The following is a 26,423-nucleotide window of genomic DNA, read 5'->3' on the forward strand; positions in this document are numbered from 1 at the left end:
ATGTGACCATGCGTTTTCTGTTCGTCGGCGACAGCATGACCATCGGACGCGTCGGCGACTGGACCTGGCGCCACCGGATGTGGCAGCACCTGGAGTCGACGCTCCCGGGCCGGTACGAGATCGTCGGCCCGCGCACCGGGCTCTACGACCCGACGGCGGCCGACGACCCCAACGGCGTCGAGGCCTACGCCGACCCCGCCTTCCCCGCCCCCGCCCGGCGCCACCTGGCCGGCTGGGGCGAGGGCTGGCTGCACATGGCGCCGGTGATCGGCGGGACCGTCACCGCCACGGGCGCGGACGTCCTGCTGATCTCCCTCGGCCTGATCGACCTCGGCTTCTACACGAACAGCGACCAGACCGAGGAGAACGTCCGCGCGTTCGTCGCGGCGGCCCGCGCCGCGAACCCGCGCGTGCGGGCCGTGCTCCTGCCGGTCATACCGAACGTCCGCGCCGAGTACGACGCCCCCTTCGCCGCCGAGTGCGCCCGCTTCAACGAGCTCCTCGCGAAGGCGGTCGCCGACCTGGACACGGCGGCCTCGCCGCTGCTCCTGGCGACGATCCCGGAGTCGTACGACATCCACACGGACACCTACGACGGCACCCACCCGGGCGTGACCGGCGAGCACAAGCTGGCCGCCGCCTTCGCCACGGCGATGCACCAGGCCTGGGGCCTGGGCGGCCCCTACTCCCCTGAGGTCACCATGGAGAACCCGCCCCACCGGTGGGGCGGCGCCGAGGACGTCCCTCTGCACAAGGAGCCGAGCTGACGGGCCGGTCGGTCACGCGGCGCGCGTGAGGCGGTTCGCGAGCGTCGAGACCGTGTACGTACCGATGCCGAGGACGACCTCCAGGGCGTTCCGGCGGGTGTAGCCGGCCTTCTCGAAGGCCGCCAGCTCCTCGTCGCTCACGGCGCCCGAGGAGGCGAGCACCCGGAGGGTGAACGTCCGGACGGCGGCGAGGCGTTCGGCGTCCGGGGCCGGGCCCAGGGCCGCCATCTTGGCCTCGTGCATGTCGACGCAGAGGTGGCACTGGTTCCGCTCGGCGACGGTCAGGATGACCGTCTCGCGGGAGTGCGGGTCGAGGGTGGTGGACTCGAAGATCGCGCTGAGCTTGAGGAAGCCGTCGAGGGTCTCGGGAGACTCCTTGAGGAGAGCGACGGCGGCGGCGGTACGAGCGGACATGTCGATCGGTGCGGACAAGGTGGTTCCCCCGGACTAGAATGGACAACATGGTTGACCATGTCGCTGGAGAAAACGTAAACCAGGTTGTCGATAACGGCAAGGGGGTACCCGTCGACACCCCCGGATACGAACTCCCCCTGCTCCTCTTCGGCGGCTTCCGCACCCTCATCGACCGGCTCCACGCCCGCCTCGCCGACGAGGGCCACCCCGACATGCGCCCCGCCCACGGCTTCGCCCTGCAGGCCATCGGCACCGGCGGCGCCACCGCCAGCGACATCGGACGCCGCCTCGGCGTCTCCAAGCAGGCCGCCGGCAAGACCGTCGACCGGCTGCTCGCCCTCGGCTACGCGGAACGCGCCGACGACCCCGCCGACGCGCGCCGCAAACTCGTCCGCATCACCCCGCGCGGCCACGACGCCCTCGCCCGCTCCGCCGCGATCTTCGACGAACTGCGGGCGGAGTGGGCCGCGACCCTCGGCGCGGACCGCGTCCGGGACATCGAGACGGCCCTGCGGAACGTCGTCCCCGCGGAGACGGCGTTCCGCCTGGACGCCACGAGCTGGCTCGGCGCGCCCTGAACCCTCACCGGGTCACCAGGCGAAGGCCTCCGGGGACGGCCCCGGGCCCGGGAAGATCTCGTCGAGACCCGCCAGGACCTCCTCGCTCAGCTCCACCTCCAGGGCGCGCAGCGCGCTGGTCAGCTGCTCGGGCGTGCGGGGACCGACGATCGGGCCCGTGACCCCCGGCCGGGTGAGCAGCCACGCGAGGGCCGTCTCGCCCGGCTCCAGGCCGTGCTTGTCGAGCAGGTCCTCGTAGGCCTGGAGCTGCGCGCGGGACGCCGGGTCGGCGAGGGTGGCCGCCGCGCGGCCCTCCGTACGGCGCTTGCCCGCGGCCTCCTTCTTCAGGACGCCGCCGAGCAGGCCGCCGTGGAGCGGCGACCAGGGGATGACCCCGAGGCCGTACTCCTGCGCGGCCGGGATGACCTCCATCTCCGCGCGCCGCTCGAAGAGGTTGTAGAGGCACTGCTCGCTGACGAGGCCGACCGAGCCGCGCCGGGCGGCGGTCTCGTTGGCCTGGGCGATCTTGTAGCCGGGGAAGTTCGAGGAGCCGGCGTAGAGGACCTTGCCCTGCTGGATCAGGACGTCGACGGCCTGCCAGATCTCGTCGAAGGGGGTCGCCCGGTCGATGTGGTGGAACTGGTAGACGTCGATGTAGTCGGTGCCGAGCCGCTTGAGGCTGGCCTCCACCGCGCGGCGGATGTTCAGCGCGGAGAGCTTGTCGTGATTGGGCCAGGCGTCGCCGTCGGCGGCCATGTTCCCGTACACCTTGGTGGCGAGAACGGTCCTGTCGCGGCGGCCGTCGCCCTTGGCGAACCAGGAGCCGATGATCGACTCCGTCCGCCCCTTGTTCTCCGCCCAGCCATACACGTTGGCCGTGTCGAAGAAGTTGAGCCCCGCGTCCAGCGCGGAGTCCATGATGGCGTGACTGGTGGCTTCGTCCGTCTGCGGTCCGAAGTTCATCGTGCCGAGGACGAGTCGGCTGACCTTGAGTCCGGTGCGTCCGAGCTGCGTGTACTCCATGAGGGTCAAGCCAACTGCTTCGAGTCCGCTCGAAGCAAGGAGATTCCCGCAGAGGGAGACGGAGGAAGGCGTCTGCTGACGTGCCCGGTGCGTGCCTACTGTCCGGTGACCGCCGCCACCGCGATGATCGCGAACATCAGTACGAGCACGCCGGCCATGATTCGGTTACGGGTCTTCGGGTCCACGCATCGAGGTTAACCCGAGCGGCCCGCTCCCCCTTCAAGGGGCCAGCCGTCGAGCTTCTCGTAGCGGGGCTGCTCGCCGCGGACACCGCTCACCGGCAGGTTCGAGCGGACGAGCGCCAGCTCCGCCACCTGCCAGCGGTCTCCCTCGAAGGTGTGGAGGACGTCGAGGAACGGGTGGAGGTCGACCTCGTCCGTCCGTGCGCGGGCGAGCGTCAGATGGGCCTGGTAGCGGCGGTGCTCGTCCATCGCGACCCCGGCCCTGCGGGCGGCGGCGTCGGACCGCTCGGCGAGCAGCCGCAGCTCGTCCAGGTCCCCGGCGAACCCCGTCCACAGGGCGCGGCGGCCGAAGTGACCGCCGCCGTGGAGGCGCAGCGGGAACGGCGGGGTGCGGTGCGCGGCCCGGGCGAGCCGGACGCGCAGTTCGGGCAGCAGCTCCTCGTCGACCTCGCCCATGAAGGCGAGCGTGAGGTGCCACCCGGGCCGCGAGGTCCAGCGCAGCCCGTCGGCCCCGGGCAGCCGGTGCAGTCGGTCCGTGACACGTCCGAGCTCGGCCAGCTGCTCGGCGGGCGGCAGGACGGCGGCGAAAAGCCTCATGGGGAGAGTCTGGCAGGCCGCCGGAAAACCCGGGACAGGCTCTAGCCTCTGTGGGATGAAGATCCGGAAGGGCGGGGTGGAGGACCTCCCCGCGATACTCGCAGTCCTTGACAGCGCCGTGGTGTGGCTCAACGGCAAGGGGATCACCGCCCAGTGGGGCACGGAGTCGTTCTCGGCCCGCCCCGCGGCGGTGAAGCAGGTCGAGGACACGATGGCCGAGGGCGATCCGTGGATCGTCGAGATCGACGGCGTACCGGCGGGCACGATGACGCTGACGCCGCATCCGGGCAAGCACGTGCCCCCGGCGGACGAGCCCGAGGTGTACGTCCGCCTGCTCGCGACCGACGCGCGGTTCCACGGGCACGGGGTGGGTGCCGCGCTCCTCGCCCACGCGGTGAAGGAGACCCGGCGGCGGGGGGTGTCGCTGCTGCGCGTGGACTGCTTCGCGGGCAGCGAGGGACGGCTCGTCGCGTACTACGAGGGCCAGGGCTTCACCCGGACCGAGCCCTTCGCGGTGGGCGAGTGGCAGGGGCAGATCCTGGAGCGGCGGGTCTGAGGAGGGACGGGCGGTAGGGCGTTAGGGCGGTAGGGGTACGGGGGCGGGTACGGGGACGGGGGCGGGCCTTCGAAGAGCCCGCCCCCGTACGTGTGCCAGGGCGGGCCCGCCGGAAGCCCGGCCCCCGTCCCCCTGCCGTCAGGCCGCCGTAGCCAGGCGCTCGCGGGCCACGAACCGGACCTGCGGGTGCCCGTGGCGCCAGGCCAGGGCGACCTTCAGGCCGCCGACCTTCGCCAGGACCAGGCCGATGACCCCCGCCGCGAGCAGCGAGATCACGCCGCCCGTCGCGAAGCCGACGCGGGCGCCGTACGTGTCGGTGACCCAGCCGAGGAGCGGTGCCCCGATCGGCGTGCCGCCGGCGAAGACCATCATGTAGAGGCTCATCACGCGGCCCCGCATGGCCGGGTCGGTCGCCATCTGGACGGCCGAGTTCGCCGTGATGTTGACCGTGAGGCCGATCATGCCGATCGGCACGAGCAGCAGCGCGAACAGCCAGAACGCGGGCGACAGCGCCGCCGCGATCTCCAGGACGCCGAAGACCGCCGCCGCGACGACCAGCATCCGCAGCCGGGTCGAGCCCCGGCGGGCCGCGGCGAGGGCGCCCACGAGGGAGCCGGCCGCCATCAGGGTGTTGAGGAAGCCGTACGTACCGGCGCCGACGTGGAAGACCTCCTCCGAGAAGGCCGTGAGCCAGATCGGGAAGTTGAACCCGAACGTGCCGATGAACCCCACGAGGACGATCGGCCAGATCAGGTCCGGCCGCCCTGCCACGTACCGCAGGCCCTCCCGCAGCTGGCCCTTGCCGCGCGGGGCGCGCTCCACCTTGTGGAGCTCGCTCGTCCGCATGAGCAGGAGGCTCACGAGGGGGGCGAGGAACGACAGGCCGTTGAGCAGGAACGCCCAGCCGCTGCCGACTCCGGCGATCAGGACACCGGCGACGGCGGGGCCGATGAGCCGGGCGGACTGGAAGTTCGCCGAGTTCAGGGAGACGGCGTTGCGGAGCTGGGCGGGGCCGACCATCTCGGCGACGTACGCCTGGCGGGCCGGGTTGTCGACGACCGTCACCATGCCGAGGAGGAAGGCGATCAGGTAGACGTGCCAGACCTGGACGGAGCCGGAGAGGGTGAGGACGGCGAGCGCGAGTCCGCAGAGGCCGAGGGCGGCCTGGCTGACGAGGAGCAGGTTCCGCTTCGGGTAGCGGTCGGCTATGACACCGCCGTACAGGCCGAAGAGCAGCATCGGCAGGAACTGCAGGGCCGTGGTGATGCCGACGGCGGCGGCCGAGCCGGTGAGGCTCAGGACCAGCCAGTCCTGGGTGATGCGGGCCATCCACGTACCGGTGTTGGAGACGATGGCTCCGGTGAAGAACAGCCGGTAGTTGCGGATACGGAGCGAGGAGAAGGTTTCCCCCCGCCCACGGGTCTTGAGGGTGGGTTGATGGACGGGTGCGGAGTCTGCTCCGGGTCCCGTACTCAAAGTGCGTTCGCCTCCTTGGCGCGTCGGTCAGAGGTGAGCGAGCTTCTCCAGGACCGGGGCGGCCGCGCGCAGCTTGGCCCATTCGTCCTCGTCCAGGCCTTCGGCGAGAGTGGCCAGCCAGGCGTTCCGCTTGCGGCGGGACTCTTCGAGCATGGCCTCGGCCGTCTCGGTCTGGCGGACCACCTTCTGTCGGCGGTCGTCGGGGTGCGGCTCCAGCCGGACCAGTCCCTTGGCTTCGAGCAGCGCGACGATGCGGGTCATCGACGGAGGCTGGACGTGCTCCTTGCGGGCCAGCTCACCGGGGGTGGCGGAGCCGCAGAGCTTCAGAGTGCCGAGCACCGACATCTCGGTGGGGCTCAGCGACTCGTCGACGCGCTGGTGCTTGAGGCGTCGGCTCAGTCGCATGACGGAGGAGCGGAGCGCGTTCACGGCCGCGGCGTCGTCGGCGGTGCCGTGGGACAGGTCAGGCATGTAGTTAGCCTAACTCATTACTCTTCCTAAATACCAACCGAAACGCGCCGACGTCGTGTGGATCACACGGGAGAGGACGTGGATCACACGGGAGGGGGACACACCTGGCAGCCCAGATCACGCTTCGGCATCCATGTATCACCCAAACGAGTGAGCCCGATCCGGAAAGTGACGCAAAGGGGCACCTGCTGCCCCGACCCTGAACGGCATGGGATCGACAGTGCTCAGCCTGCGCATCGACGGTGAGCTGCTCGACCGGCTCAGGAGCCACGCCGCGAAAAGAGGAATGAGCGTCCAGGACTATGTCGTCCGGACGCTCATTCGGGAGGATTTCGACGAGCGGTTCAAGACCGCCGTCGACGAGACGGAGAGGTTCTACGGGGAGGCGTCAGCCGGAGCCGGGCCCGCGCCCGAGCCGTCGCCCGGGGATCACGTGAGGCCGAGCGCCGGCATCGCGTAGTAGAAGACGAAGACCGCCGACACGACGTACATGGCCGCCGGGACCTCACGGCCCCGGCCGGCCGCCAGGCGCAGCACGCTGAAGGCGATGAAGCCGATGCCGATGCCGTTCGTGATCGAGTACGTGAACGGCATCATCAGCATGGCCAGGAACGCCGGCACCGCGATGGTGAAGTCGCTCCAGTCGATGTCCTTGATCGAACCGGCCATGATCAGGAAGCCGACCGCGAGCAACGCGGGCGTGGCCGCCTGCGACGGGACCATCGTCGCGAGCGGCGTGAGGAACAGCGCGACCGCGAAGAGACCGCCGGTCACGACCGAGGCGAGGCCCGTGCGGGCGCCCTCGCCGACGCCCGCCGTGGACTCCACGAAGCAGGTGTTGGCCGAGGAGGAGGTGCCGCCGCCGGCCGCGACCGCCAGGCCGTCGACGAGCAGCACCTTGTTGATGCCGGGGAAGTTGCCGTCCTTGTCCATCAGCTTGGCCTCGTCGCCGACGCCGAGGATCGTGCCCATCGCGTCGAAGAAGCAGGACAGCAGCACGGTGAAGACGAAGAGGACGCCGGTCAGCAGGCCGACCTTCTCGAAGCCGCCGAAGAGGCTGGCCTCGCCGACCAGGCCGAAGTCGGGCGAGGCGACGGGGTTGCCCGGCCACTTCGGGGTGGTGAGGCCCCAGGACGGGACGGTCGCGACCGCGTTGATCACCATCGCCACGATCGTCATGACGACGATCGAGATGAGGATGGCGCCCGGCACCTTGCGGATGATCAGCGCGAGGGTGAGCAGCGTGCCCAGGATGAAGACGAGGACCGGCCAGCCGGTGAGGTGCCCGTCGCCGCCGAGCTGGAGCGGGACGGTGGTGTGCGCGGCGTCGGGGATGCGGGAGACGAAGCCCGAGTCGACGAGGCCGATGAGCATGATGAAGAGGCCGATGCCGATCGCGATGCCCTTGCGTAGGCCAACCGGGACGGCGTTCATGACGCGCTCGCGCAGACCGGTCGCGACGAGCAGCATCACGACGATGCCGGCGAGGACGACCATGCCCATGGCGTCCGCCCAGGACATCTTCGGAGCGAGCTGGAGCGCGACGACCGTGTTGACGCCGAGGCCGGCGGCGAGGGCGATCGGGACGTTGCCGATGACGCCCATGAGGAGCGTCGAGAACGCCGCCGTGAGGACGGTCGCGGTGACGAGCTGGCCGCCGTCGAGCTGGTGCCCGTACATGTCCTTGGCGCTGCCGAGGATGATCGGGTTCAGCACGATGATGTAGGCCATCGCGAAGAAGGTGGCGAAACCGCCCCGGACCTCGCGGGCGACGGTCGAACCGCGCTCGGAGATCCGGAAGAAGCGGTCGAAGCCCGAACCCGGCTGCGGAGAGTTCACGGGCTCGGGGGACGTGGCCTTGGCGGTGGCCGTGGTGCTCATGGGGGTTCCTCTTCGGAAGAAGTCCTTTTTGGCGGTTCATACGAGGGAAACCCGCCAGAGGCAAACCGTTTCAGTATGAACACATGAACGAGCGAGCGTCTATCTCCGCGCGTAGATACGATTTCCCGCCGCCTAGACTGGGCCCATGGCGAAGTGGACACCGAAGCACGAGGCACCCGAGCCCCTCGAAGGGCCCGTCGTCGCCACCATCACCGGCGGCACGATCCTCTGGTTCGTCCTCTTCCTCGTCCAGGTCCCCTTCTACGGCTGGTTCGACGACCGGGACCTGACCTGGTGGGTGTGGACCTGCCTCGCCGGCGGCGGGCTCGGCCTGATCGGCATCTGGTACGTCCGCGGGCGTGACGCGGCGATCAAGCGGCACGAGGCGGCGGCACGGGCGGCGGAAGCCGGGCAGTCGGCGGAGTCGGCGGAAGCCGGGCAGTCGGCGGAAGCCGGGCAGTCGGCCCAGAACCCCGAGACGACCTCGGGCACCCCCTAGCACCAGGGGACGATTCCGGTCCTCCCCCGGTCTGATCTTCGCCCTCCTCGGCAGGTGAACGGCCCCTTCCGGTCGTACCGTCGAAAACATGACTCAGCGGGCGAAGATCGACACGGGCGGCAGCGAGACCGAGGCGGGCGAACCGCCCGTCGTGCACCGACCGGCCGGGCTCACCTCCGCCGAGGTCGCCGAGCGGGTCGCGCGCGGCGAGGTCAACGACGTTCCCCTGCGCAGCTCCCGGTCGACCACCGACATCGTCCGCGCGAACGTCTTCACCCGCTTCAACGCCATCATCGGCGTGCTGTGGGTGATCATGTTCATCGTCGCGCCGATCCAGGACAGCCTCTTCGGCTTCGTGATCGTCGCCAACACGGGCATCGGCATCATCCAGGAGCTCCGCGCCAAGAAGACCCTCGACGGGCTCGCCGTCATCGGCGAGGCGAAACCGACGGTCCGGCGCGACGGGGTCGCCGCCGAGCTCTCGACCTCCGAGATCGTCCTCGGTGATCTGATCGAGCTCGGCCCGGGCGACAAGGTCGTCGTCGACGGCGTCGTCGCCGAGGCCGACAGCCTGGAGATCGACGAATCGCTCCTCACTGGCGAGGCCGACCCGGTCGTGAAACAGCCCGGCGCCGCGGTCATGTCCGGCTCGTTCGTGGTCGCCGGCGGCGGCGCGTTCACCGCCACCAAGGTCGGCCGCCAGGCCTACGCCGCCCAGCTCGCCGAAGAGGCCTCCCGCTTCACCCTCGTCCACTCCGAGCTGCGCAGCGGCATCTCCACGATCCTGAAGTACGTGACGTGGATGATGATCCCGACCGCGATCGGGCTGATCATCAGCCAGCTCGTCGTGAAGGACAACGACCTCAAGAACTCGATCGCCCGCACGGTCGGCGGCATCGTCCCGATGATCCCCGAGGGCCTCGTCCTCCTCACCTCCGTCGCCTTCGCGGTCGGCGTGATCCGCCTCGGTCGCAAGCAGTGCCTGGTGCAGGAGCTGCCCGCCATCGAGGGCCTGGCCCGCGTCGACGTCGTCTGCCTCGACAAGACGGGCACGCTGACCGAGGGCGGCATGGACGTCACGGAGCTCCGTCCCCTCAACGGCTCGGACGAGGCGTACGTACGGAAGGTGCTCGGCGCCCTGGGGGAATCGGACCCCCGCCCGAACGCCTCCCTCCAGGCGATCATCGACGCCTACCCGGACTCGGTCGACTGGCGCTGCACGGAGTCCCTCCCCTTCTCCTCGGCCCGGAAGTACAGCGGCGCGGCCTTCAGCGAGGGCAACGGCGAGGACTCGACCTGGCTGCTCGGCGCCCCCGACGTCCTCCTGTCCACCGACGACCCGACCCTCGCCGAGATCGACCACCTCAACGAACAGGGACTGCGGGTCCTCCTCCTCGCCCGTACGGTCCACGAGCTCGACTCCCCCGAGGTCGCCACCGACGCCCGGCCGACCGCCCTCGTCGTCCTGGAGCAGCGGCTGCGCCCCGACGCGGCCGACACCCTCGCCTACTTCGCCGACCAGAACGTCGCCACGAAGATCATCTCGGGCGACAACGCGGTCTCGGTGGGTGCGGTGGCCGGAAAGCTCGACATGCCGGGCGCCGAGAACACCGTCGACGCCCGGCAGCTCCCCACCGACCGGGAGGAGATGGCGAAGGTCCTCGACGCGAACGCGGTCTTCGGCCGGGTCAGCCCGCAGCAGAAGCGGGACATGGTGGCGGCGCTCCAGTCCCACGGCCACACGGTCGCCATGACGGGCGACGGCGTCAACGACGTCCTCGCCCTGAAGGACGCCGACATCGGCGTCTCGATGGGCTCGGGCTCGGAGGCGACGCGGGCCGTCGCCCAGATCGTCCTCCTGAACAACTCCTTCGCGACCCTGCCGTCGGTGGTGGCGGAAGGCCGCCGGGTCATCGGCAACATCACCCGCGTGGCCACCCTCTTCCTCACCAAGACGGTCTACTCGGTGCTCCTGGCCGTCCTGGTGGTCTGCTCGCAGGTGGAGTACCCCTTCCTCCCCCGCCACCTCACCCTGCTCTCCACCCTGACGATCGGCGTCCCGGCCTTCTTCCTCGCCCTCGCCCCCAACAAGGAACGCGCGAAGCCGAACTTCGTCCGCCGGGTCATGCGGTACGCGATCCCCGGCGGCGTCATCGCGGCGGCGGCCACCTTCACCACGTACCTCCTCGCCCGCCACCACTACAGCGGCGAGGGTGCCCTGGAGGCGGAGACGAGCGCGGCGACGCTCACCCTCTTCCTGGTCTCCATGTGGGTCCTGGCGATCATCGCCCGCCCCTACACGTGGTGGCGCCTCACCCTGGTCGCCGCGATGGGCGGCGCCTTCCTCCTCGTCCTCGTCGTCCCCTGGCTCCAGGACTTCTTCGCGCTGAAGCTGGTGGGCACGACGATGCCGTGGGCGGCGGTCGTGATCGCGGCGGCGGGCGGGGCGCTCCTCGAGCTGTCGTACCGGTGGGTGAGCAAGAGGTTCCCGACGTAGGGGGCGTGAGCCCAGGCCTAAGGGTCAGTCGCCGCTCGGCCGCCACGCGCGGGCCTGCCGGACGGCGACGCGGGAGGCCCAGGCCCACAGGAGCACGCCGACCGCGAGGACGACGCCGGCCGCCGAGAGGATCAGCCCTCCGGTGATGTGGGACGCGTCGCTGGAGGTGATCGGCGCCGCGATGGCGGCCGCGACCGCGGTGCCGGCGGTTCCGGCGAGGGCCAGCGGGGCGAGGACCGCCCACGCCGCACTCGTACGGAAGACACGCAGCCCCCCGGTGAGCACGGACATGGGCGCGAGGGCGCGGCCCTGCCGCAGGAACTCCGCCATCGCGCTGAGACCCGCCGTCAGGGCGAGCACCGCGATCCCGATCGTCCCGAACAGGGCGCTCCAGCGGCCCTGGTCACGGTTGACGGCGCCCACGGTGACATCACCCTCCCCCGGGGCGCCGACGCCCGCGCCGAGCGGGAACACCTCGTGCGACAACCGCTTGAGGGCGGGCACGGAGAGCGGCCGCCCGTCCGGCCGTACGAGGGCGAGGGTCGACGTCTCGCGGTCGCGATCGGCGGAGGCGGAGGCGGCGCGTTCCGTCAGCGCCGCGGTGCCGGCGCGGCGGATCCGCAGCGCCCCGTTCCCGTAGGAGGTCCACCGGAACAGGTCGGCAAGGCTCGATTTCTCCGGGAACCCGGCGACGCGGGTCTCGCGCGCAGGGCACGGGAGTCGCAGGGCGGTCAGGGCGGCGCAGTCGCCGTACAGGGTCGTCACGTGGCGGTCCTCGGGGCCGCCGCCCCGGGTCGTCAGCAGGACGGCCTCCGCCTCCGGCACGCGGGCGAGGAAGCCGGCCACGGCGGACGCGGACACGGTGCCGCGGACGCCCACGGAGGCGACGCCGCGGTCCATGCGGACGCTGAGCTGCCGCGCCTCCGTGGCCTGGGACCCGAAGATCCCCTGCCACGCGACGGCCTGCATGAGCACGATGAGGGCGCCCGAGACGCCCGCGACGAGCCGGGCGGTCGCGCCGGGATGGGTGCTCGAACGCCGCCCCGCGATGAGCGTGCCGGGCAGGCCGCGCGCCCGCGCCCGGCGGGTGAGCAGGTTTCCGGCCAGGGCGGTGACGGTGGCGAGGGCGGCCGGCAGGGTCAGGACCGTGCCGACGGTGCTCGCCCAGCTGGTGAGCGTCGGCAGGACGGGCGGCGATACGAGCCCGGGTCCGTACACCGCCAGGAGGATCGAGAGCGGGCAGAGCACGGCGAGGCGGGGCAGCCAGGCGCTGCGGGAGGTGCCGCGCGGCCTGGTGCCGGACGCGCCGCGGCGGGGCGCGAGGTCCGCGAGCACGACGGTCGCCAGGACGATCAGGAAGGCCGCGAGGGGCGCGAGGACGGCGGCGGTCCAGCCGTACGCGCGAAGGTGGGAGGCGGAGAGGAGGTAGTCGGTGTGGGGGACGCGGAGGTCGTGCAGGAGGGCCGCGCCGACGGCAGCGGCACTGATCACCGCGCCGAGGGCGGCGGCAGGCCCGGCCTCGCCGACGGCGATCAGGGCGCGGTCGAGCCGTCGGCCGCCGAGCGCGGCGACGAGCGCGGTCCTGCGGTCGCGGGTGTGCGCACCGGTGCGGGCCGCGACGACGAGGAGGACGACGGCGGGCAGGACGAGCAGGCCGAGGACGACGGACTGGAACATCCACGCGGACTTGTCGTTACGTCCACCCCAGCCCGGCTCCCAACCGGACACCATGCGTCCGGCCGCGGACGGGCCGAACCCGGTGACGACTTCGGCGACGGCGCTGGTGTTGCCGGCGGCCCGGTCAGGGCTCAGACCGTCGCGCGGGCGGACGTAGGCGAGCCATTCGGACGGCTCGTCCAGCCCTTCCGCGCCGATCGTGCCGGCGAGCCGGCCGTACCGGTGATCGATGTCCTCCCCGGCGCCCGCCCTCCGCAGCTCCGGCGAGAGGACCGCCTCGCCCGGTTCGGGCCAGCGCTCAAGACCGGGAGGGAGCGGCGCGTCCCCCCGGAGAGGGGACACGTACACGACGCTGAACGGCCGCTCGTCGTCGAGGGAATCCGTCAGCTCGAGCCACGCCGTCGCGTCGGCCTCGCGCTGCCCGGCGGCCCTGTCGGGGGCCGATACGGGCGTCCTCGCCACTCGGCGCTCGTCCTTGCCCGCGTACACGGCATGGACGGCGACGAGGCTCGCCAGGCCGATCCCGAGGACGAGCGTCGCGAGGAACAGCGCGACGAACCGCACGCCTCCCGCCTCGGTACGCCGGCCCGCCGCGCGCCCGACGGCGAGGAGCCGCCGCGCGAGCGTCATGCGGACGCTCCGGAGGAGACCGGCGTCAGGGCCCCCGCCTCAAGCCGCAGCGCGCGGTCGGCGCGCTCGGCGATGCCCGGATCGTGGGTCACGACGAGCAGCCCGCAGGGGTGACGCCGGGGCAGGTCGAAGAGCAACTCGGCCGTACGGTCCCGGGTTTCCGTGTCCAGGGCGCCGGTCGGCTCGTCGGCGAGCAGCAGAGCGGGCTCGTTGATCAGGGCCCGGGCCACGGCGGTCCGCTGCCGCTCGCCGCCGGACAGCTCCTCGGACGTCGCCGCGTCCGGCACGCCGAGTTCGCCGAGGAGCGCCTGCGCCCGCTCCCGCGCGCGGTGCCGATCGGTGCGGGCCAGCAGCGCCGCGAGGACGACGTTGTCCAACGGACTGAGTTCCGGAAGGAGTTCACCGAACTGGAAGACCATGCCGACCGACCGGGCCCGCAGTTCGGCGAGTCGCCCGGACCGCAGCCCGACGATGTCGGTACCGGTCACCTTCACCGATCCCGCCGCGGGCTTGATCAGTCCGAGCACGCAGGACAGGAGCGTGCTCTTGCCCGATCCGCTCGATCCGGTCACGGCGACGGATTCACCGGCCCTCAGGGTCAGGGAGAGGTCGGTGAACAACTCCCGTGCTCCGAGGGAATGCGTCAGCCCCTCGATCTCCAGGACGGGCCGTAAGGATTCCGTGCCGTGTGCGGTGGCCACTCGCGGTCCTCCTGAGCGCAGACGGAATCCGTCACGCTCGCACGACGGAATTCCCCCTGCAACGACGCGCAGGAATGTCCGTCACATCAACCGCCAATCGGCACAGCCGGCCTCCGGGCCACGGCTGCGGAACGAACCGCGCCACCCGGACCAGCCCCCAGGCCGCCCCGGACCGGGTCGGCCGACAGGCCGATGGCCGCGTGTCCTTCTCCCGACGGGCTCGTTGCCGTCGGCATGAAGAAGATCATCGCCGTGGCCGGTATGGCCCTCGCCGCAGCCGCCATGTCCGCTCCCGCCCACGCCGACAACGACTCCCACTTCGGCAGCGGCGTCAACGCCGCCAACAACTGGAACTTCACCGCCGCCGACGTCTGCGTCCAGGAGCTGGCCGTCGTCCCCGCCCTGAGCGATTGGACCGGCAACCACGCCAACAACTGCTCCAACGGCAACGTCATCGATCACCAGGGCTAGAACGCCTCGCCTGTCCTGTCCTGTCCTGTCCCGTCCCGTCCCGTCCTGTCCTGCCCTGTCCCGGGCAGGACGCACCCGGGCCGCGCACGAGACCGTGCGCGGCCCGTCGCCGGCCGCCGCGCTTCCGCGCGGGACGGCGCGCCCCCTTCTGGGGCAAGGCGGGTCCTCCGTACGGAGGCGAGTGATCGTTTCTTCTGTTGCGGACACGCCGAGGGCCGGAAGGGAAGCGGCATGTTCTCAGCACCGTTTACCTCCTCCGTCCCCGGAGGAGCCCGCCCGTGATCCTCGTCATCGCCGTCGCCGTCCTCGCCCTGCTCGCCGGACTCGCGGCCAACCACTACCTGCGACCCCGGCTGCTCAGCGAGGACGACGACACCGGCATGGCCGTCAAGGACCTCGTCGGCCCCCTGCTGACCCTGACCGTCCTGCTGCTCGCCTTCGTCCTCGTCACCGCCAACGGCTCCTACGGCAAGGCCGAGGTCGCCTCCCGGGGCGAGGCCCGCGCCCTGGACCAGCTCGTGGAGACCGCCGAATACGCGCCCGAGGCAGAGCGGGCGAAGATCCAGGCCGCCGCCGTCTGCTACGCCCGCGCGGTACGCACGCAGGAGTGGCCCGCCATGGCCGACGGCGAGGCGTCACGGGTCCCCAGCGTGTGGTCGACGGACTTCCGCCGGACCTTCCGCGACCTGGAGGGCAAGCCCGTCTTCGGCATGCTGATCGCCGCCGACAACAAACGCTCCGACGAACGCGAGGAACGCCTCACCCAGGCCACCGCCAGCATCCCCAGCGCCATCCTCTGGTTCCTCCTGGCCACCCTCGCCATCACCGTGGTCGCCCTCGGCACCTGCATCCCCCGCAGGAACAACCGGGGCCAGCTGATCACCCTCGTCGTGATCACCGCGCTGCTCACGGCCACGCTGTGCATCATCCGCGACGTCGACCGCCCCTTCGGCGGCATCATCAACGTCGAGCCCACCGCGATCGCCGAAGCCGAACGCCAGGCCACCCGCGACTTCGTCGTCAACCACCCGGCCACCGAACTCCCCTGCGACGACAAGGGCAACCGCCGCGCCGTCTGACGGGCCGACCCCTTCAGCGCACGCCGACGACGTCGGCCCTTGGCCACCGGCTCGGGGCCGACGTCGTCGGCGTCTGGTTCGCGGAGGTGCGTGGGGGGGGCCGGGGGGCAGGGCCCTCAGTCGAACCAGCGGTCCCTTGCCAGTTCCGCTGTGCGGGACGGGTCTTCCAGGAGGGCCGCCACCTCGAAGCGGCGGGGCCACTGGCCCGCCGACCAGGCCAGGCCGGCGGCCACGCCTTCCAGGGTGGAGGCGTGGAGGACCCCGTCGGGGGTGACCCGCCAGTCCAGTTCCACGCCGGCCGCGCGGAGTTCCTCGTGCTCGATGTACGAGGCGGGGGTCGCCGGGCCAAGGAGGGCGTGGACCGAGGGCGGGACCTCGTGTTCCTCGCCGACCGTCGTCACCTCCGCCTCGAACGTCTCGCTCAGACGGCGGACCTGGAGCAGTTCCGCCAGGTCGGCCGCCCGGGACGGGGCGACCGGGAGGAGCGGGGTGTCGCCCGTGAGGGGGAGGAGGTCCGGGGCGTCCGCCACCAGGGCCTCCGCCGCGTCCACCACCACCAGCTCCCCGTCCACCACCGCGCGCAGCTCGTCCGGGAGCGTGACCTGGTCCGGGTCGAGGTCCGCGAGGGCCGTGTAGAGGGCGTGGAGCTGGGGGGCCGTGACCTCGCGCTCCGGGTCCGCCAGGCGGGTCAGGAGTTCCGCCGCGCCGCCCGGTTCCTCCAGGAGCGCCGCGACCGACGTGCGCACGCCGAGCGCCCGCAGGACCTGCTCGTCGTCGAAGCCGGTCGCGTCGGCGGAGTCGTACAGGCCGGTCAGGAGCGGGTCCGAGCCTTCGGCCCGCAGGCCCGCCGGGCGGCGGCCGTCCAGGACCGGGTGGTCTCTCAGCCACCACGCCGTGTACGAGCGGACCGTCTCCGTCGTACCGTCCGGGAGGAGGACCCGTACGGGCTGGGTGAGGGCGTCACGGAGCGGGGGCTGCGCCAGCAGCGCCAGGGCCTGCGGCCAGGCGTCGTCGTCGACCAGGTCCAGGTCCCGCACCGCCACGATCTCCGTCGCCACCGGCGGCACCGGCGACTCCGGCAGCCGGTCCAGGACGTCCTCGCACCACACGTCGACCGCGTCGAGCAGACCGGCGTCGTCCGGCTCCGGGTAGTCGCCCTCGCGGGGCTCGACCTCGTCCGGGTCGAGGACCAGGTCCGTCGCACGGACCAGGGCGAAGTTGGACAGTACTCCGCAGGCCGCCAGGGGGCGTTCACCCCAGCGGGACGCCAGGTCCCCGTCGACGAAGGGCAGTTCGTCCTCTCGCATGACCGATGCGAACGGCGAGCCCGGGAGGACCAGTTCGCCCGCCGGGGACAGTTCGCCGTCCTCGTCGGGGAGGGCGAGCGCGCCCAGCCACGGCTCCTCGCCCGGTTCGAGTTCCGCGTCCCGTACGAGCGCGAGGACCGTCTCCGCCAGTTCCTCCGCGTCCAGCGCGTCCGCGTCCTCGTCCCAGATCTCCCCCGCGTCCAGCGAGGCCGCCACCGCCGCCCGCACCTGCGGGGTCGTCAGGACCGCGCGGGGCGTGGCGGGCAGGGCGCCCAGCTTCTCCAGGAGCGGGTGCGCCGCCTCCGGGTGCGCCACCTTCAGGCCGAGGCGGGTCAGCTCGGCGGGGGTCCGCTCCTGCGGGAGCAGGACCTGGCGGGGGCCGATCGTCGTGCGGATGCGGACGTCCTCCTCGTCGGAGTCGTTCGCGAGCGGCACCGGGAGGCCCGTCAGACGGTCCGGGTCGACGCCGGCGAGGGAGTCGTAGAGCCGCCACCACCACGTCGGGGCCCTGTCCACGCCCGCCAGCCGGTCGATCGCCTCCGTGAGGGGGACGCGGCCCACGCCGAGCGTGCGCAGCTCGGGCCGCCGCTCCAGGCCCGCCGGGAGGAGGGTCGGGAAGACCTCGGCGAGGACGTCGACGGTCTCCGCGCCCGCGCCCTCCGCGACCTCCGCCTCGATCGGGCGGAGCGCCGGGAGCTCCTCGGACGGCGCGGCCGGCGCCAGGAACGCGACCCGCGGCAGCCGGTCGAGGATCGCCTCGCGCAGCGCCCCGTCGAGCGGCCCCTTCCCCAGCGGGCCGGGGACGAGGTCGAGGGTCGCGGTCGTCACCGGGTGCCATTCGGCGAGGAGTTCGGCGTACGCGTCGGCCGCGCGCTGCACCAGGAAGTCGGTCAGCGGACCGGGCGCCGGGTGGCGCCGCGCGGTGTCCAGCGGCAGGGACGCGATGAGGAGGGCGGGGATGCCCAGCGGCTCGTCGGTGGGCGTCGGTGCGTGCACGACGGGCTCGGTACGGGGGTGGAGCGGGGCGCCCTCCGCGTCCACGGGTACGGCCCAGGTGACCGACCAGTGGGGGCGCAGCCGCTCCTCCACCGGGCGGTCCTTGAGGAGTCCGGCGTCGAGGGGCCCGGTGTGGGAGACGGTCCGCCAGCGGTGGGTGCCGGTCGCGCTGTCGTCGATCCGTACGTATCCGTCGTCCTCGGAGCGGCGGAGGGTCCGTACGCCCTCGGCCGTCTCGACGACGATCTCCGCGAGGCCGGGGAGGGTGAGGAGCAGCGCGTCGTCGACCGATTCGAGGAGCCGCTCGGCCAGGTCGCGGGCGGCGGCGTCGCGCAGCGGGAGGACGACGACCGTGTCGTAGCCGTCGGGCGCGGTGCCCTCGGCGGGCAGCGGGAGGCGGAGGAGCGGGACGTGGCCGTCGCGGCGGCGCAGCTCGTCGCCGAGCCCGGGGCTGTACCGGGCGGACTCCGCGGCGAGTTCGCGGGCCTCCGCGAGGGACCAGCGGACGCCGCCGTGGCGGCCGAGGACGGCGGGCTCGTCGGTCACGGCGAGGACGGCCGCGAAGCCGACACCGAACCGGCCGACGGCCCCCGGACCCTGCTCCCGCTTCGCGGACGCGCGGAGCGTCGACAGCGACTCGGCGCCGGTGGCGTCCAGCGGGGCGCCGGTGTTGGCGGCGGCGAGCATCGCGGGGCTCTCGTCGTCCGCGGGGTGGAGCGTGAGGCGGAGGCGGCCGGTGACGCCGGCGCGGTGGGCGGCGTCGGCGGCGTTCTGGGCGAGCTCGACGACGAGGCGGTCGCGGTAGCCGCCCAGCGCGAGGTCCTCCTCGGCGTTGGCGTCCTCCCGGAACCGGGCGGGCGAGGCGCCCCAGGCGTCCAGCACTCCCCGCCGCAGCCGTGCGGTGCCGAAGGGATCGGTTCCGTCGGTCGTCGTCCGGACGCTGACGCTCACGTCTGACTCCACTCTGCGGGGCGGTGATCGGTCCCGGACCTTTGGATTCGGATCCGGGGGCCCGAAGGTACCGCGCCCCACGATCCGGTGACGGCCGGGGCACGTGCGGGGCGGGGGGCGCGCGGGGTCGTTCGGCACCGGGGGCGCGGGGAGGGTTGGGGCGGGGACGTTGCTGGTGGGGACGTTGCCGGTGGGGGCGAGCTGCGTCCGCGTTGCGGGCCGCGCCCTGTCCGCACCGTTGCGGGCATGCGATCCGCCGGGGCGAGGCGGGGCTCCCCGCCGGACAGCGTTGCTGGCCCGCGCCCTGTCCCCACCGTTGTGGGACCGCGTCCCGTCCGCACCGTTGTGGGACCGCGCCCTGTCCGCACCGTTGTGGGACCGCGCCCCGTCCGCACCGTTGTGGGCATGCGTTCCGCCGGGGCGTGGGGGTCCCCCTCTGGGGGAGGGTGGGCACAACCCACGACGGCGCCGCACCGTCGGCGCACCGTTCAGACGCCGAAGCCTGGGCCCGGCAGGGGGCGCCGTCCCGTGTGCCCGCCCGTTCCGCCCTGCGGGGCGAGGACGATTGCCCACACGGGGCGGGAGTGACGGGCGCCGCCGGCCCACGGGCCCCAGGGGCGTGACGCCTCTCCACCCCAGCGGAGGGTGGTGGGGGCGCCTGCCCCTGCCCCGGCGCTACGAGTGGCCCAGGTCCTCGGAGGAGTCGTCGGGCTCCGTCGTGGAGCCGGAGTCCTTGGCCGGGCGGAGCGGGAAGACGTCCGCGGCCATCGAGTCGAGCACCGGCAGCGCCGGACGCGGCGGCTTCGGCATGACCGCGGCCTCCGAGTGGCCCCCGCAGCCGTACGCCAGCGAGACGACCCGGCCGTCCGCCGGGGAGAACTCGTTCGCGCACACGCCGAAGGCCTGCTTCAGGGAGCCGGCCAGCGGCACCAGGAAGGCACAGGACTCGCAGGACGCCGGCGCGGCCTGCGCCATCGGCGTCTTCGCGCCGAAGCTCTCGTCCCAGCGGTCCGCGGCCACGTGCAGGCCGTACCGGGAGAGGACCCGGGCGCGGCGCATGCCGAGCTCCTCGGCGACCGAGGCGATCGCGCCCCGCGAGGGGGTACGGGAGACGATCTCGGCGTCCTCGGCGTCGAGGTGGTCCGCCAGCTCCTCCGAGACCGCCGAGTTCGGCGGCGGCGCGTCCTCGCCCGAGTAACCGGGCTCCAGCCGCAGGTCGTCCTGCTCGGTGGGCAGCAGGTCGCCCGGGCCCATGTCGCCGGGGCGGAGCCGCTCGCTCCACGGCACCCACTCGGGGGCGAGGAGGGCGTCGGCGCCGGGCAGCAGGACGGTTTCGTCAAGCGTGACGTTCTTGGCACGGGAGGCGCGGGTGACCGTCACCGCCCAGCGCCAGCCGCGGTAGCCCGGCTCCTCGCACTCGAAGAAGTGCGTGACGACCCGGTCGCCCTCCGCGACGACCTCGACGTGTGCGCCCACCTTGCCGGGCGCGGCCGCCTCCTCGGCGGCCTCCCGCGCGAGGTCTACCGCCTCGACGCACAGGCGGTCGGGGGTACGCGTGGCTCGCGGGGTACGCGGGGCACCGCTTCGCGTCGTCGCAGCACTCACAGGTCTCGCTTCTCTCCTACGCCGTCTCACGGGTGCGCCGGCCGAGGGGAGAAAGCGAAGCCACGGGCGGCGGGCGGAGCGGACCAGGGGGCCGCATCGACGTCCGCACCCGACTTGTCTCGCGTGTCTCGGGCACACCTATCGCCATCCATTCTGCGGGATGCCGAAGAGGCGCGCGGCCGAGAACTTCCGCCGGTGACGCGCTACGCACGCTACCCCGTTCGCGGGCCTCCGCCCACCTGCCCGCCTCAAGTGGCCCGGATCGCGGACGGTCCGGGGCCTCTCGCCGACACCCCGATGACCCCCTCGTACCCCCTCGTACCGTCCCGGTATCGCCTCCGTACCGGCTCCCTCACCGGCTCCCCACCACCCCCGTACCGCCTCTGTACTGCCTCCGTACCTCCTCCGTTCGCCGCGCCACGGTTCGTCCGGCGCGCCGGTGGGGCACTATGACGGAGTGGCAGCCGCACGGTCTCCCGCACGATCCGAAGATCATGCCGGACCGCTCCGCCGAGCGGGCCGGTCGGTCGGACGCGCCCTGCACCTGCCCTTCACCGGGACCGCGAAAGGCATCCGGAAGGCCACCCACGCCCACGGCGCGGGCGAGTCGGGGCTCGGGAAGCTGATCGAGCTGCACGCCGTGAACGGCGCCGGGGACGTCATGATCACCGTCGCCCTCGCCTCCACCGTCTTCTTCTCCGTGCCCACCGACGAGGCCCGCGGCCGCGTCGCCCTCTACCTCGCCGTCACCATGGCCCCCTTCGTCCTGCTCGCCCCGGTGATCGGCCCGCTCCTGGACCGCATCCCGCACGGCAGGCGCGCGGCGATGGCGGGCGCGATGCTGACCCGCGCCGTCCTGGCGATCATGATGTCGGGCGCGGTCACCACCGGCGGCCTGGAGCTGTACCCGGCGGCGCTCGGGGTCCTGGTCGCCTCGAAGGCGTACGGGGTGGTGCGCAGCGCGGTCGTCCCGCGCCTGCTCCCACCGAAGTTCTCGCTCGTGAAGGCGAACTCCCGGGTCACCCTCGCCGGGCTGCTCGCCACCGGGATCGCCGCGCCCATCGGGGCGGGGCTCCAGCTGCTCGGGCCGCGGTATCCGCTGTACGGGGCGTGTGCGCTGTTCCTGCTCGGCGCGTTCTGGGCGCTGCGGCTGCCGCCCAAGGTGGACTCGGCGAAGGGTGAACGGCGCGCGCACCTGCTGACGCACGGCGAGCGGAAGCCGAGCCTGCGGACGGTCGGCCCGTCCGTCCTCCACGGCCTGGAGGCGAACGCCGCACAGCGCATGCTGTCGGGTTTCCTGATCTTCTTCCTGGCGTTCCTGCTGCGCGACCATCCGCTGTCGGGGCAGAGCGCCGCCGTCTCCCTCGGGATCGTGGGCGTGGCGGCGGGCGTCGGGAACGCCTGCGGCACGGCGGTCGGCTCGCTCCTGCGCGACCGGGGCCACGGGCCCGAAGTGATCATCGCCACGATGATCACCGTCGTGTGCGGTACGGCGATCTGCGCGGCCATCTTCTTCGGCGGCGTGATGGTCGCCGTCCTCGGCGCGGTCGCGGGGCTCACCCAGGCCCTGTCCAAGCTGTCGCTGGACGCGCTGATCCAGCGGGACGTCCCGGAAGTGGTGCGGACCTCGGCCTTCGCCCGCTCGGAGACCGCGCTCCAGATGGCATGGGTGGTGGGCGGGGCGATCGGCATCGCCCTGCCGCTGAACGGCCAACTGGGCATGGCCGTGGCGGCCGGGATCCTGGCCCTGGGCGCCCTCCTCGCCGTCCGCGGCCTGCTGACCGCGGCCCACCGCAACCAGGGCCCACCGGGCCCGCAGGGGCGCCACAAGGCGCGGGTGGCGTAGCGGGGGCGGGGGCGGTACGGGGCGCCCTGGGCGGCTTCCGGGCGACTCCCGAGCGACTCCGGGGCGTCTCGCGGACGGCTCCCGGGGGTGGCCCGAGCGACTCCCGGACTCCCCCTCCCCCCGTCTCCCGAGGTCACGGACCGGCGGCGCGCCGTACCCCCGCGTGGCGCGGGCGCGGCGGCCCGATAGCCTTCGGCTCATGACCGTTGCGTTCTTCTCCGGCTCGCGCCGCCGGGCCGCCGTCGCCCTCGGGGCCGTCTCCGCCGGGCTCCTCGTACTCACCGCCTGCGACAAGCCGACTCCGATCGCGACCATCACGGTCGGGACCGAATCGATCCACTCCGAGGCCGCCTGCTACAACGACGGCGAAGCCATCAAGGAGTCGCAGATCCAGCAGTGCCTCAACAAGAAGGCCGAGAAGTCCATCACCGTGGCGACGGACGACAAGATCCGTTTCGGGGTCGACCCCGAGATCGCCGACAACGGCTGGACGATCTTCCTCGGCGGCCAGCAGGCCGAGCCCGAGCCGTACAAGAAGACGTACCGGACCATTCCGGCCAGCGCCTTCTTCTCCGGCCAGAGCCAGACCGGCGAGACCACCGACCAGACCCAGGTGACCATCGTCGAGAACACCGGCAAGAAGCTGACCGGCATCTGGCACTTCCAGCTGAAGAAGGAATCCTGATCCGCCGGTGGTCCACCGGATCCTGATCGTGACGGCCGTCGCGGCGGAGGCCGACTCCGTCGCCGCCGGCCTGGATCCCGACCCCCCCTGGGAGCCCCTGGCGCTCCCGGGTGGCCTCACCCTGCGCCGCCACGCCGACGGAGTGGATCTCCTCGTCGGCGGGGTCGGCCCGGCGGCCGTGGCCGCCGCGACGGGCACGGCACTGGCGTACGCCTCGTTGGCCGACGCCACCGCCCGTACCCCCTACGACCTCGTCGTCTCCGCCGGAATCGCCGGCGGGTTCGCACCCCACGCCCCGATCGGCACCGTCGTCGTCTCGGAGGCGATCGTCGCCGCCGACCTCGGCGCGGAGACCCCCGACGGGTACCTCGCCGTCGAGGAACTCGGCTTCGGACGGTCCGTCCACCCCGTACCGCACTCCCTGACCGGCCCCCTCGCCGCCGCCCTGCGCGCAGCCGGCCGGCCGCACACCGTCGCGCCCGTCCTCACCGTCTCCACCGTCACCGGCACCGCCGGCCGCACCGCCGAGCTGGCCGGGCGCCACCCGGCGGCCGCCGCCGAGGCGATGGAGGGCTTCGGGGTCGCCGAGGCCGCCGCCGCGTACGGCGTGCCCGTCGTCGAGATCCGGGCCGTGTCGAACGCCGTCGGCCCCCGCGACCGCTCCGCCTGGCGCATCGGCGAGGCCCTGGACTCCCTCCGGCAGGCCTTCCGGGCGCTCGGCCCCACCCTCTCCGTGGAGGCGAAGTGAAACTGAAGATCGCTTACTCGCCCTGCCCCAACGACACCTTCGTCTTCGACGCCTGGGCCCACGGCCGCGTCCCGGGCGCCCCGCGGCTCGACGTGACCTTCGCCGACATCGACGTCACCAACGGGTGGGCGGAGAGCGGCGCCGACGACCACGACGTCCTGAAGGTCTCGTACGCCGTGCTGCCGTGGATCCTCGACGAGTACGCGCTGCTGCCCTGCGGCGGCGCGCTCGGCCGGGGCTGCGGGCCGCTCGTGCTCACCCGCGAGGCCGGGGTGGACCTGACGGGGAAGACGGTCGCGGTGCCGAGCGAGCGCTCGACCGCGTACCTCCTCTTCCGGCTGTGGGCGGCCGAGACCGTGCCGGGAGGCGTCGGGAACGTCGTCGTCATGCCGTTCCACGAGATCATGCCCGCCGTCCGCGACGGCAAGGTCGACGCGGGGCTCGTCATCCACGAGGCCCGCTTCACGTACCAGAACTACGGCCTGCACTGCCTCGCCGACATGGGCGAGCACTGGGAGGCCACGACCGGGCTGCCGATCCCGCTCGGCGCGATCGTCGCCCGCCGCTCCCTGGGCGAGGACACGCTGCGGCTGCTCGCCGAGTCGGCCCGCGCGTCCGTCCGCATGGCCTGGGACGACCCGGCGGCCTCCCGGCCGTACGTCCTGGAGCACGCGCAGGAGATGGACCCGAAGGTGGCCGACCAGCACATCGGCCTCTACGTGAACGAGTTCACGGCCGACCTGGGCGAGCACGGCTACGCGGCGGTCCGCGGGCTGCTCACCCGCGCCGCGGCCGAGGGACTCGTACCGCCCCTCGGCCCGAACGCGCTCGCCTTCCCGTAACCGTACGGATCAGACGTCGAGCTGGTCGGCGACCGCCCGCAGCAGGCCCGCGATCTTCTTGCCCTGGGCCTTCTCGGGGTAGCGCCCGCGCTCCAGCGCCGGCGTGATGTTCTCCAGGAGCGTCGTCAGGTCCTGCACGATGGACGCCAGTTCGTCGGGCTTACGGCGCTGCGCCGCGGCGACGGACGGCGTCGGGTCGAGGATCGCCACGGAGAGCGCCTGGTCACCACGCTGACCGGCGACGACCCCGAACTCGACCCGCTGGCCAGGCTTCAGTGCGTCGACTCCGGCAGGGAGCACCGACGAGTGCACGAAGACGTCGCCGCCGTCGTCGCGGGAGAGAAAGCCGAAGCCCTTCTCGCTGTTGAACCATTTGACCTTGCCGGTAGGCAAAGCACGCACCCCATTCCACCAGTCAGCCGAAACACTGTCGTCGCAGGTCAGGCCATCCAGCGCTTGCTCGTGCCTGCCGTCGTTCGAAGCCTCCCCAGCTCTTTACCCCCCGTCAAGCAGCTCCACCCATCCCGGCCCGCAGTCCTGGCCGGTATCGATCGCAGCTCGCCGGGGCGAGAAGGCACGCACATCACAGCACACGTACGGGACCCCCCGAGAGGTGATTACGCATGGACGCACGACAAACCCCCCTCCCGTAGTGAATACGGGAGGGGGGTTTGTCAGGTCGGGCTCCAGAGGCCGACGCGCGATGACTCCCGGCCACCATGATCACCTACCGAGCCGCCCCGCCCCTTCGCCCCGTCCGTACTCCCGTTCGTACGCGTTCAGGCGGCCTCGCAGCGTCATGGGCAGCTCCGTCGTCCCGTAGGTCCGGGTCAGGTCCTCGCGGGCCACCGGGTCTTCGAGGAGATGCGGGGACGCCCAGTGCCGGGGAACGTTCCATCCACACCAGATCCACTCCACCGGCTCCGGCATCACGAGCTTCTGCTCCGCCGCGAGCCTTCCGATCTCACCGAGGTCGAGCACGGCCCCGGAACGGTTGCCCCGGGCCATGTCCGGACGGCAGTCGCGCCAGACCCACATGGTCACCTTGTACTCCGCCAGGAAGGACCGCCGGTCGTCCTGATCCTTCCCGTCCCACACCTCGCCGTACTGTCGTCCGGTCGGCCTGATCTGCGGATTCCTGCGTTCCTGTTCCTGCTTCTCCAGGTGGCGCACCTTGCCGGACAGCGACTTGTGCATCCGCCAGTAGGACTCCTCCTGGCCTTCGCCGTCGTACTTGCCCGCGAGGAAGCCGACTTCGAGCCGGGTGAGCCTGGCCTCGGCTGCCGCGAGTTCCTTCTCGTGCGAAGGGCCCGCGCCCGCGCGTTCGTACTGCTGCCACTGCCCGACGCTCTTGAGGACGATGTCCTCGGCGACCCGATCCAGTTCCTCACACTCGACGTAGGCCCCCTTCTTGCAGGAGCCACCGCGGAATCGGTTGGTGCACCGGTAGTAGTACCGCGAAGGCGACCGGGTGCCGTCCTTGCGTTTGGCCCCGGAGGTCGAGACCCGGGCCAGCGGTGCGCCGCATTCTCCGCACTTGGCGATCCCTGCCAGCAGGCTCTTGGCGGCTCGGGTTTCGGGTCCTCCGGCGCTCGTCCTCTTCGGAGCGATCCTCTCGACCAGGTCGAACCACTCGTCCATTTCCGCGTGAGGGCGATCCGGCAGGATGAAAGGCTCGCCGTCATCGCCGAGGACGGCTTCGCCCTTGTACGTGTAGATGCCCGGGAACCAGTTCGAGCGGACCATCTTGTTGATGATCGTGGCCTGCCACATGACCCCCTTCGGGGCCTGTCCCCTCCGCTCCCGCAGATGATCACTCCACGTGAGAACGCCCTTCTCGTTGAAGTCCTTGGCGATCTTGTGGGTGCTCTGATCCTTCTCGCCGATCCGCGTCTTGATCTCCTCGATCACGGCCCAGTAGGTCTCGTCTCGCGCAAGGACCTTTCGGCGCTCCCCTGCCACAGG

General features: G+C 72.3%; 24 protein-coding genes. 12 read left to right on the forward strand and 12 right to left on the reverse strand.

The features are described 5' to 3' along the window. The first annotated feature begins 8 nt into the window (after positions 1-8). Positions 9-767 carry a GDSL-type esterase/lipase family protein gene (locus tag ASC82_RS24190; protein WP_242427759.1) on the forward strand — a complete coding sequence of 253 codons (759 nt, stop codon included), beginning with the start codon at positions 9-11 and terminating at the stop codon, positions 765-767. A 12-nt stretch (positions 768-779) separates the two neighbouring features. On the opposite strand, the gene ASC82_RS24195 is transcribed toward ASC82_RS24190, so the two are convergent. Then, entirely contained in the window at positions 780-1,181 is a 402-nt protein-coding gene (locus ASC82_RS24195; RefSeq protein ID WP_056652512.1) for a carboxymuconolactone decarboxylase family protein, read from the reverse strand. A gap of 47 nt (positions 1,182-1,228) precedes the next feature. On the opposite strand from ASC82_RS24195, the gene ASC82_RS24200 reads away from it, so the two are divergent. Next, positions 1,229-1,759, forward strand: coding sequence for a MarR family winged helix-turn-helix transcriptional regulator (locus ASC82_RS24200; RefSeq protein ID WP_199862601.1), 531 nt, complete (start codon positions 1,229-1,231; stop codon positions 1,757-1,759). A 12-nt stretch (positions 1,760-1,771) separates the two neighbouring features. Here ASC82_RS24200 and ASC82_RS24205 read toward each other — a convergent pair whose 3' ends face one another. Next, a complete protein-coding gene (locus ASC82_RS24205) occupies positions 1,772-2,761 on the reverse strand; it encodes an aldo/keto reductase (RefSeq protein ID WP_056652515.1) in 990 nt (329 codons plus the stop codon). Positions 2,762-2,955: 194 nt separating this feature from the next. Continuing rightward, positions 2,956-3,540, reverse strand: a complete 585-nt coding sequence (thpR, locus tag ASC82_RS24210) for an RNA 2',3'-cyclic phosphodiesterase (protein WP_056651817.1) — start codon at positions 3,538-3,540, stop codon at positions 2,956-2,958. 55 nt (positions 3,541-3,595) lie between these two features. Between thpR and ASC82_RS24215 the strand changes: the two genes are divergently transcribed. Further along, entirely contained in the window at positions 3,596-4,096 is a 501-nt protein-coding gene (locus tag ASC82_RS24215) for a GNAT family N-acetyltransferase (RefSeq protein WP_056651820.1), read from the forward strand. Positions 4,097-4,234: 138 nt separating this feature from the next. Here the strand turns inward: ASC82_RS24215 and ASC82_RS24220 are convergent, their stop codons facing one another. Beyond that, positions 4,235-5,572 (reverse strand): MFS transporter, encoded by a 1,338-nt coding sequence (locus ASC82_RS24220; protein ID WP_056651823.1) that lies wholly within the window; start codon positions 5,570-5,572, stop codon positions 4,235-4,237. A gap of 27 nt (positions 5,573-5,599) precedes the next feature. After that, complete coding sequence (locus ASC82_RS24225; RefSeq protein WP_024759949.1) at positions 5,600-6,043, reverse strand: MarR family transcriptional regulator; 444 nt, start codon at positions 6,041-6,043, stop codon at positions 5,600-5,602. A 208-nt stretch (positions 6,044-6,251) separates the two neighbouring features. Between ASC82_RS24225 and ASC82_RS24230 the strand changes: the two genes are divergently transcribed. Continuing rightward, entirely contained in the window at positions 6,252-6,503 is a 252-nt protein-coding gene (locus ASC82_RS24230; RefSeq protein ID WP_056651826.1) for a hypothetical protein, read from the forward strand. Here the strand turns inward: ASC82_RS24230 and ASC82_RS24235 are convergent. Beyond that, positions 6,473-7,924 (reverse strand): NCS2 family permease, encoded by a 1,452-nt coding sequence (locus tag ASC82_RS24235; RefSeq protein WP_056651829.1) that lies wholly within the window; start codon positions 7,922-7,924, stop codon positions 6,473-6,475. The genes ASC82_RS24230 and ASC82_RS24235 overlap by 31 nt on opposite strands. A 145-nt stretch (positions 7,925-8,069) precedes the next feature. Between ASC82_RS24235 and ASC82_RS24240 the strand changes: the two genes are divergently transcribed. Both ASC82_RS24240 and ASC82_RS24245 read left to right on the forward strand, forming a co-directional pair. Next, complete coding sequence (locus ASC82_RS24240) at positions 8,070-8,423, forward strand: DUF2530 domain-containing protein (protein WP_056651833.1); 354 nt, start codon at positions 8,070-8,072, stop codon at positions 8,421-8,423. A gap of 88 nt (positions 8,424-8,511) precedes the next feature. Next, positions 8,512-10,920: an HAD-IC family P-type ATPase gene (locus tag ASC82_RS24245; RefSeq protein WP_056651836.1), complete on the forward strand. Its 2,409-nt coding sequence runs from the start codon at positions 8,512-8,514 to the stop codon at positions 10,918-10,920. Between the two features lie 24 nt (positions 10,921-10,944). Here the strand turns inward: ASC82_RS24245 and ASC82_RS24250 are convergent, their stop codons facing one another. Beyond that, positions 10,945-13,227, reverse strand: coding sequence for a hypothetical protein (locus ASC82_RS24250; RefSeq protein WP_056651839.1), 2,283 nt, complete (start codon positions 13,225-13,227; stop codon positions 10,945-10,947). Further along, positions 13,224-13,928 carry an ABC transporter ATP-binding protein gene (locus tag ASC82_RS24255; RefSeq protein ID WP_056651842.1) on the reverse strand — a complete coding sequence of 235 codons (705 nt, stop codon included), beginning with the start codon at positions 13,926-13,928 and terminating at the stop codon, positions 13,224-13,226. The genes ASC82_RS24250 and ASC82_RS24255 overlap by 4 nt, the downstream gene beginning before the upstream one ends. Before the next feature lie 234 nt (positions 13,929-14,162). Between ASC82_RS24255 and ASC82_RS24260 the strand changes: the two genes are divergently transcribed. Continuing rightward, the gene (locus tag ASC82_RS24260) at positions 14,163-14,399 is read left to right on the forward strand and encodes a hypothetical protein (RefSeq protein ID WP_056651845.1); all 237 of its coding nucleotides are present in this window, start codon (positions 14,163-14,165) and stop codon (positions 14,397-14,399) included. 278 nt (positions 14,400-14,677) lie between these two features. Then, the gene (locus ASC82_RS24265; RefSeq protein WP_056651848.1) at positions 14,678-15,478 is read left to right on the forward strand and encodes a DUF4239 domain-containing protein; all 801 of its coding nucleotides are present in this window, start codon (positions 14,678-14,680) and stop codon (positions 15,476-15,478) included. A gap of 116 nt (positions 15,479-15,594) precedes the next feature. Here ASC82_RS24265 and ASC82_RS24270 read toward each other — a convergent pair whose 3' ends face one another. Next, on the reverse strand, positions 15,595-18,744 hold the full coding sequence (locus ASC82_RS24270) for a molecular chaperone Hsp90 (protein ID WP_079039468.1): 3,150 nt from the start codon (positions 18,742-18,744) through the stop codon (positions 15,595-15,597). Positions 18,745-19,407: 663 nt separating this feature from the next. Then, complete coding sequence (locus ASC82_RS24275) at positions 19,408-20,337, reverse strand: DUF3027 domain-containing protein (RefSeq protein ID WP_079039445.1); 930 nt, start codon at positions 20,335-20,337, stop codon at positions 19,408-19,410. Positions 20,338-20,794: 457 nt separating this feature from the next. Here ASC82_RS24275 and ASC82_RS24280 point away from each other — a divergent pair, with 457 nt between their 5' ends. The 4 genes from ASC82_RS24280 to ASC82_RS24295 all read left to right on the forward strand — a co-directional run bounded on the left by ASC82_RS24280 (position 20,795) and on the right by ASC82_RS24295 (position 24,458). Then, positions 20,795-22,183 carry an MFS transporter gene (locus ASC82_RS24280; protein ID WP_056651855.1) on the forward strand — a complete coding sequence of 463 codons (1,389 nt, stop codon included), beginning with the start codon at positions 20,795-20,797 and terminating at the stop codon, positions 22,181-22,183. A 199-nt stretch (positions 22,184-22,382) separates the two neighbouring features. Continuing rightward, positions 22,383-22,868, forward strand: a complete 486-nt coding sequence (locus tag ASC82_RS24285; RefSeq protein ID WP_056651858.1) for a hypothetical protein — start codon at positions 22,383-22,385, stop codon at positions 22,866-22,868. A gap of 7 nt (positions 22,869-22,875) precedes the next feature. Then, on the forward strand, positions 22,876-23,616 hold the full coding sequence (locus ASC82_RS24290) for a futalosine hydrolase (RefSeq protein ID WP_056651861.1): 741 nt from the start codon (positions 22,876-22,878) through the stop codon (positions 23,614-23,616). Next, positions 23,613-24,458 (forward strand): 1,4-dihydroxy-6-naphthoate synthase, encoded by an 846-nt coding sequence (locus ASC82_RS24295; protein ID WP_056651864.1) that lies wholly within the window; start codon positions 23,613-23,615, stop codon positions 24,456-24,458. The genes ASC82_RS24290 and ASC82_RS24295 overlap by 4 nt, the downstream gene beginning before the upstream one ends. Before the next feature lie 9 nt (positions 24,459-24,467). On the opposite strand, the gene ASC82_RS31425 is transcribed toward ASC82_RS24295, so the two are convergent. Both ASC82_RS31425 and ASC82_RS24305 read right to left on the reverse strand, forming a co-directional pair. Then, positions 24,468-24,851, reverse strand: a complete 384-nt coding sequence (locus ASC82_RS31425; RefSeq protein WP_024759928.1) for a cold-shock protein — start codon at positions 24,849-24,851, stop codon at positions 24,468-24,470. A 330-nt stretch (positions 24,852-25,181) separates the two neighbouring features. Continuing rightward, positions 25,182-26,369: a zinc ribbon domain-containing protein gene (locus ASC82_RS24305; RefSeq protein WP_056651865.1), complete on the reverse strand. Its 1,188-nt coding sequence runs from the start codon at positions 26,367-26,369 to the stop codon at positions 25,182-25,184. Positions 26,370-26,423: the final 54 nt, after the last annotated feature.

It is taken from the genome of Streptomyces sp. Root431, assembly GCF_001426585.1.
Classification (GTDB): domain Bacteria; phylum Actinomycetota; class Actinomycetes; order Streptomycetales; family Streptomycetaceae; genus Streptomyces; species Streptomyces stackebrandtii.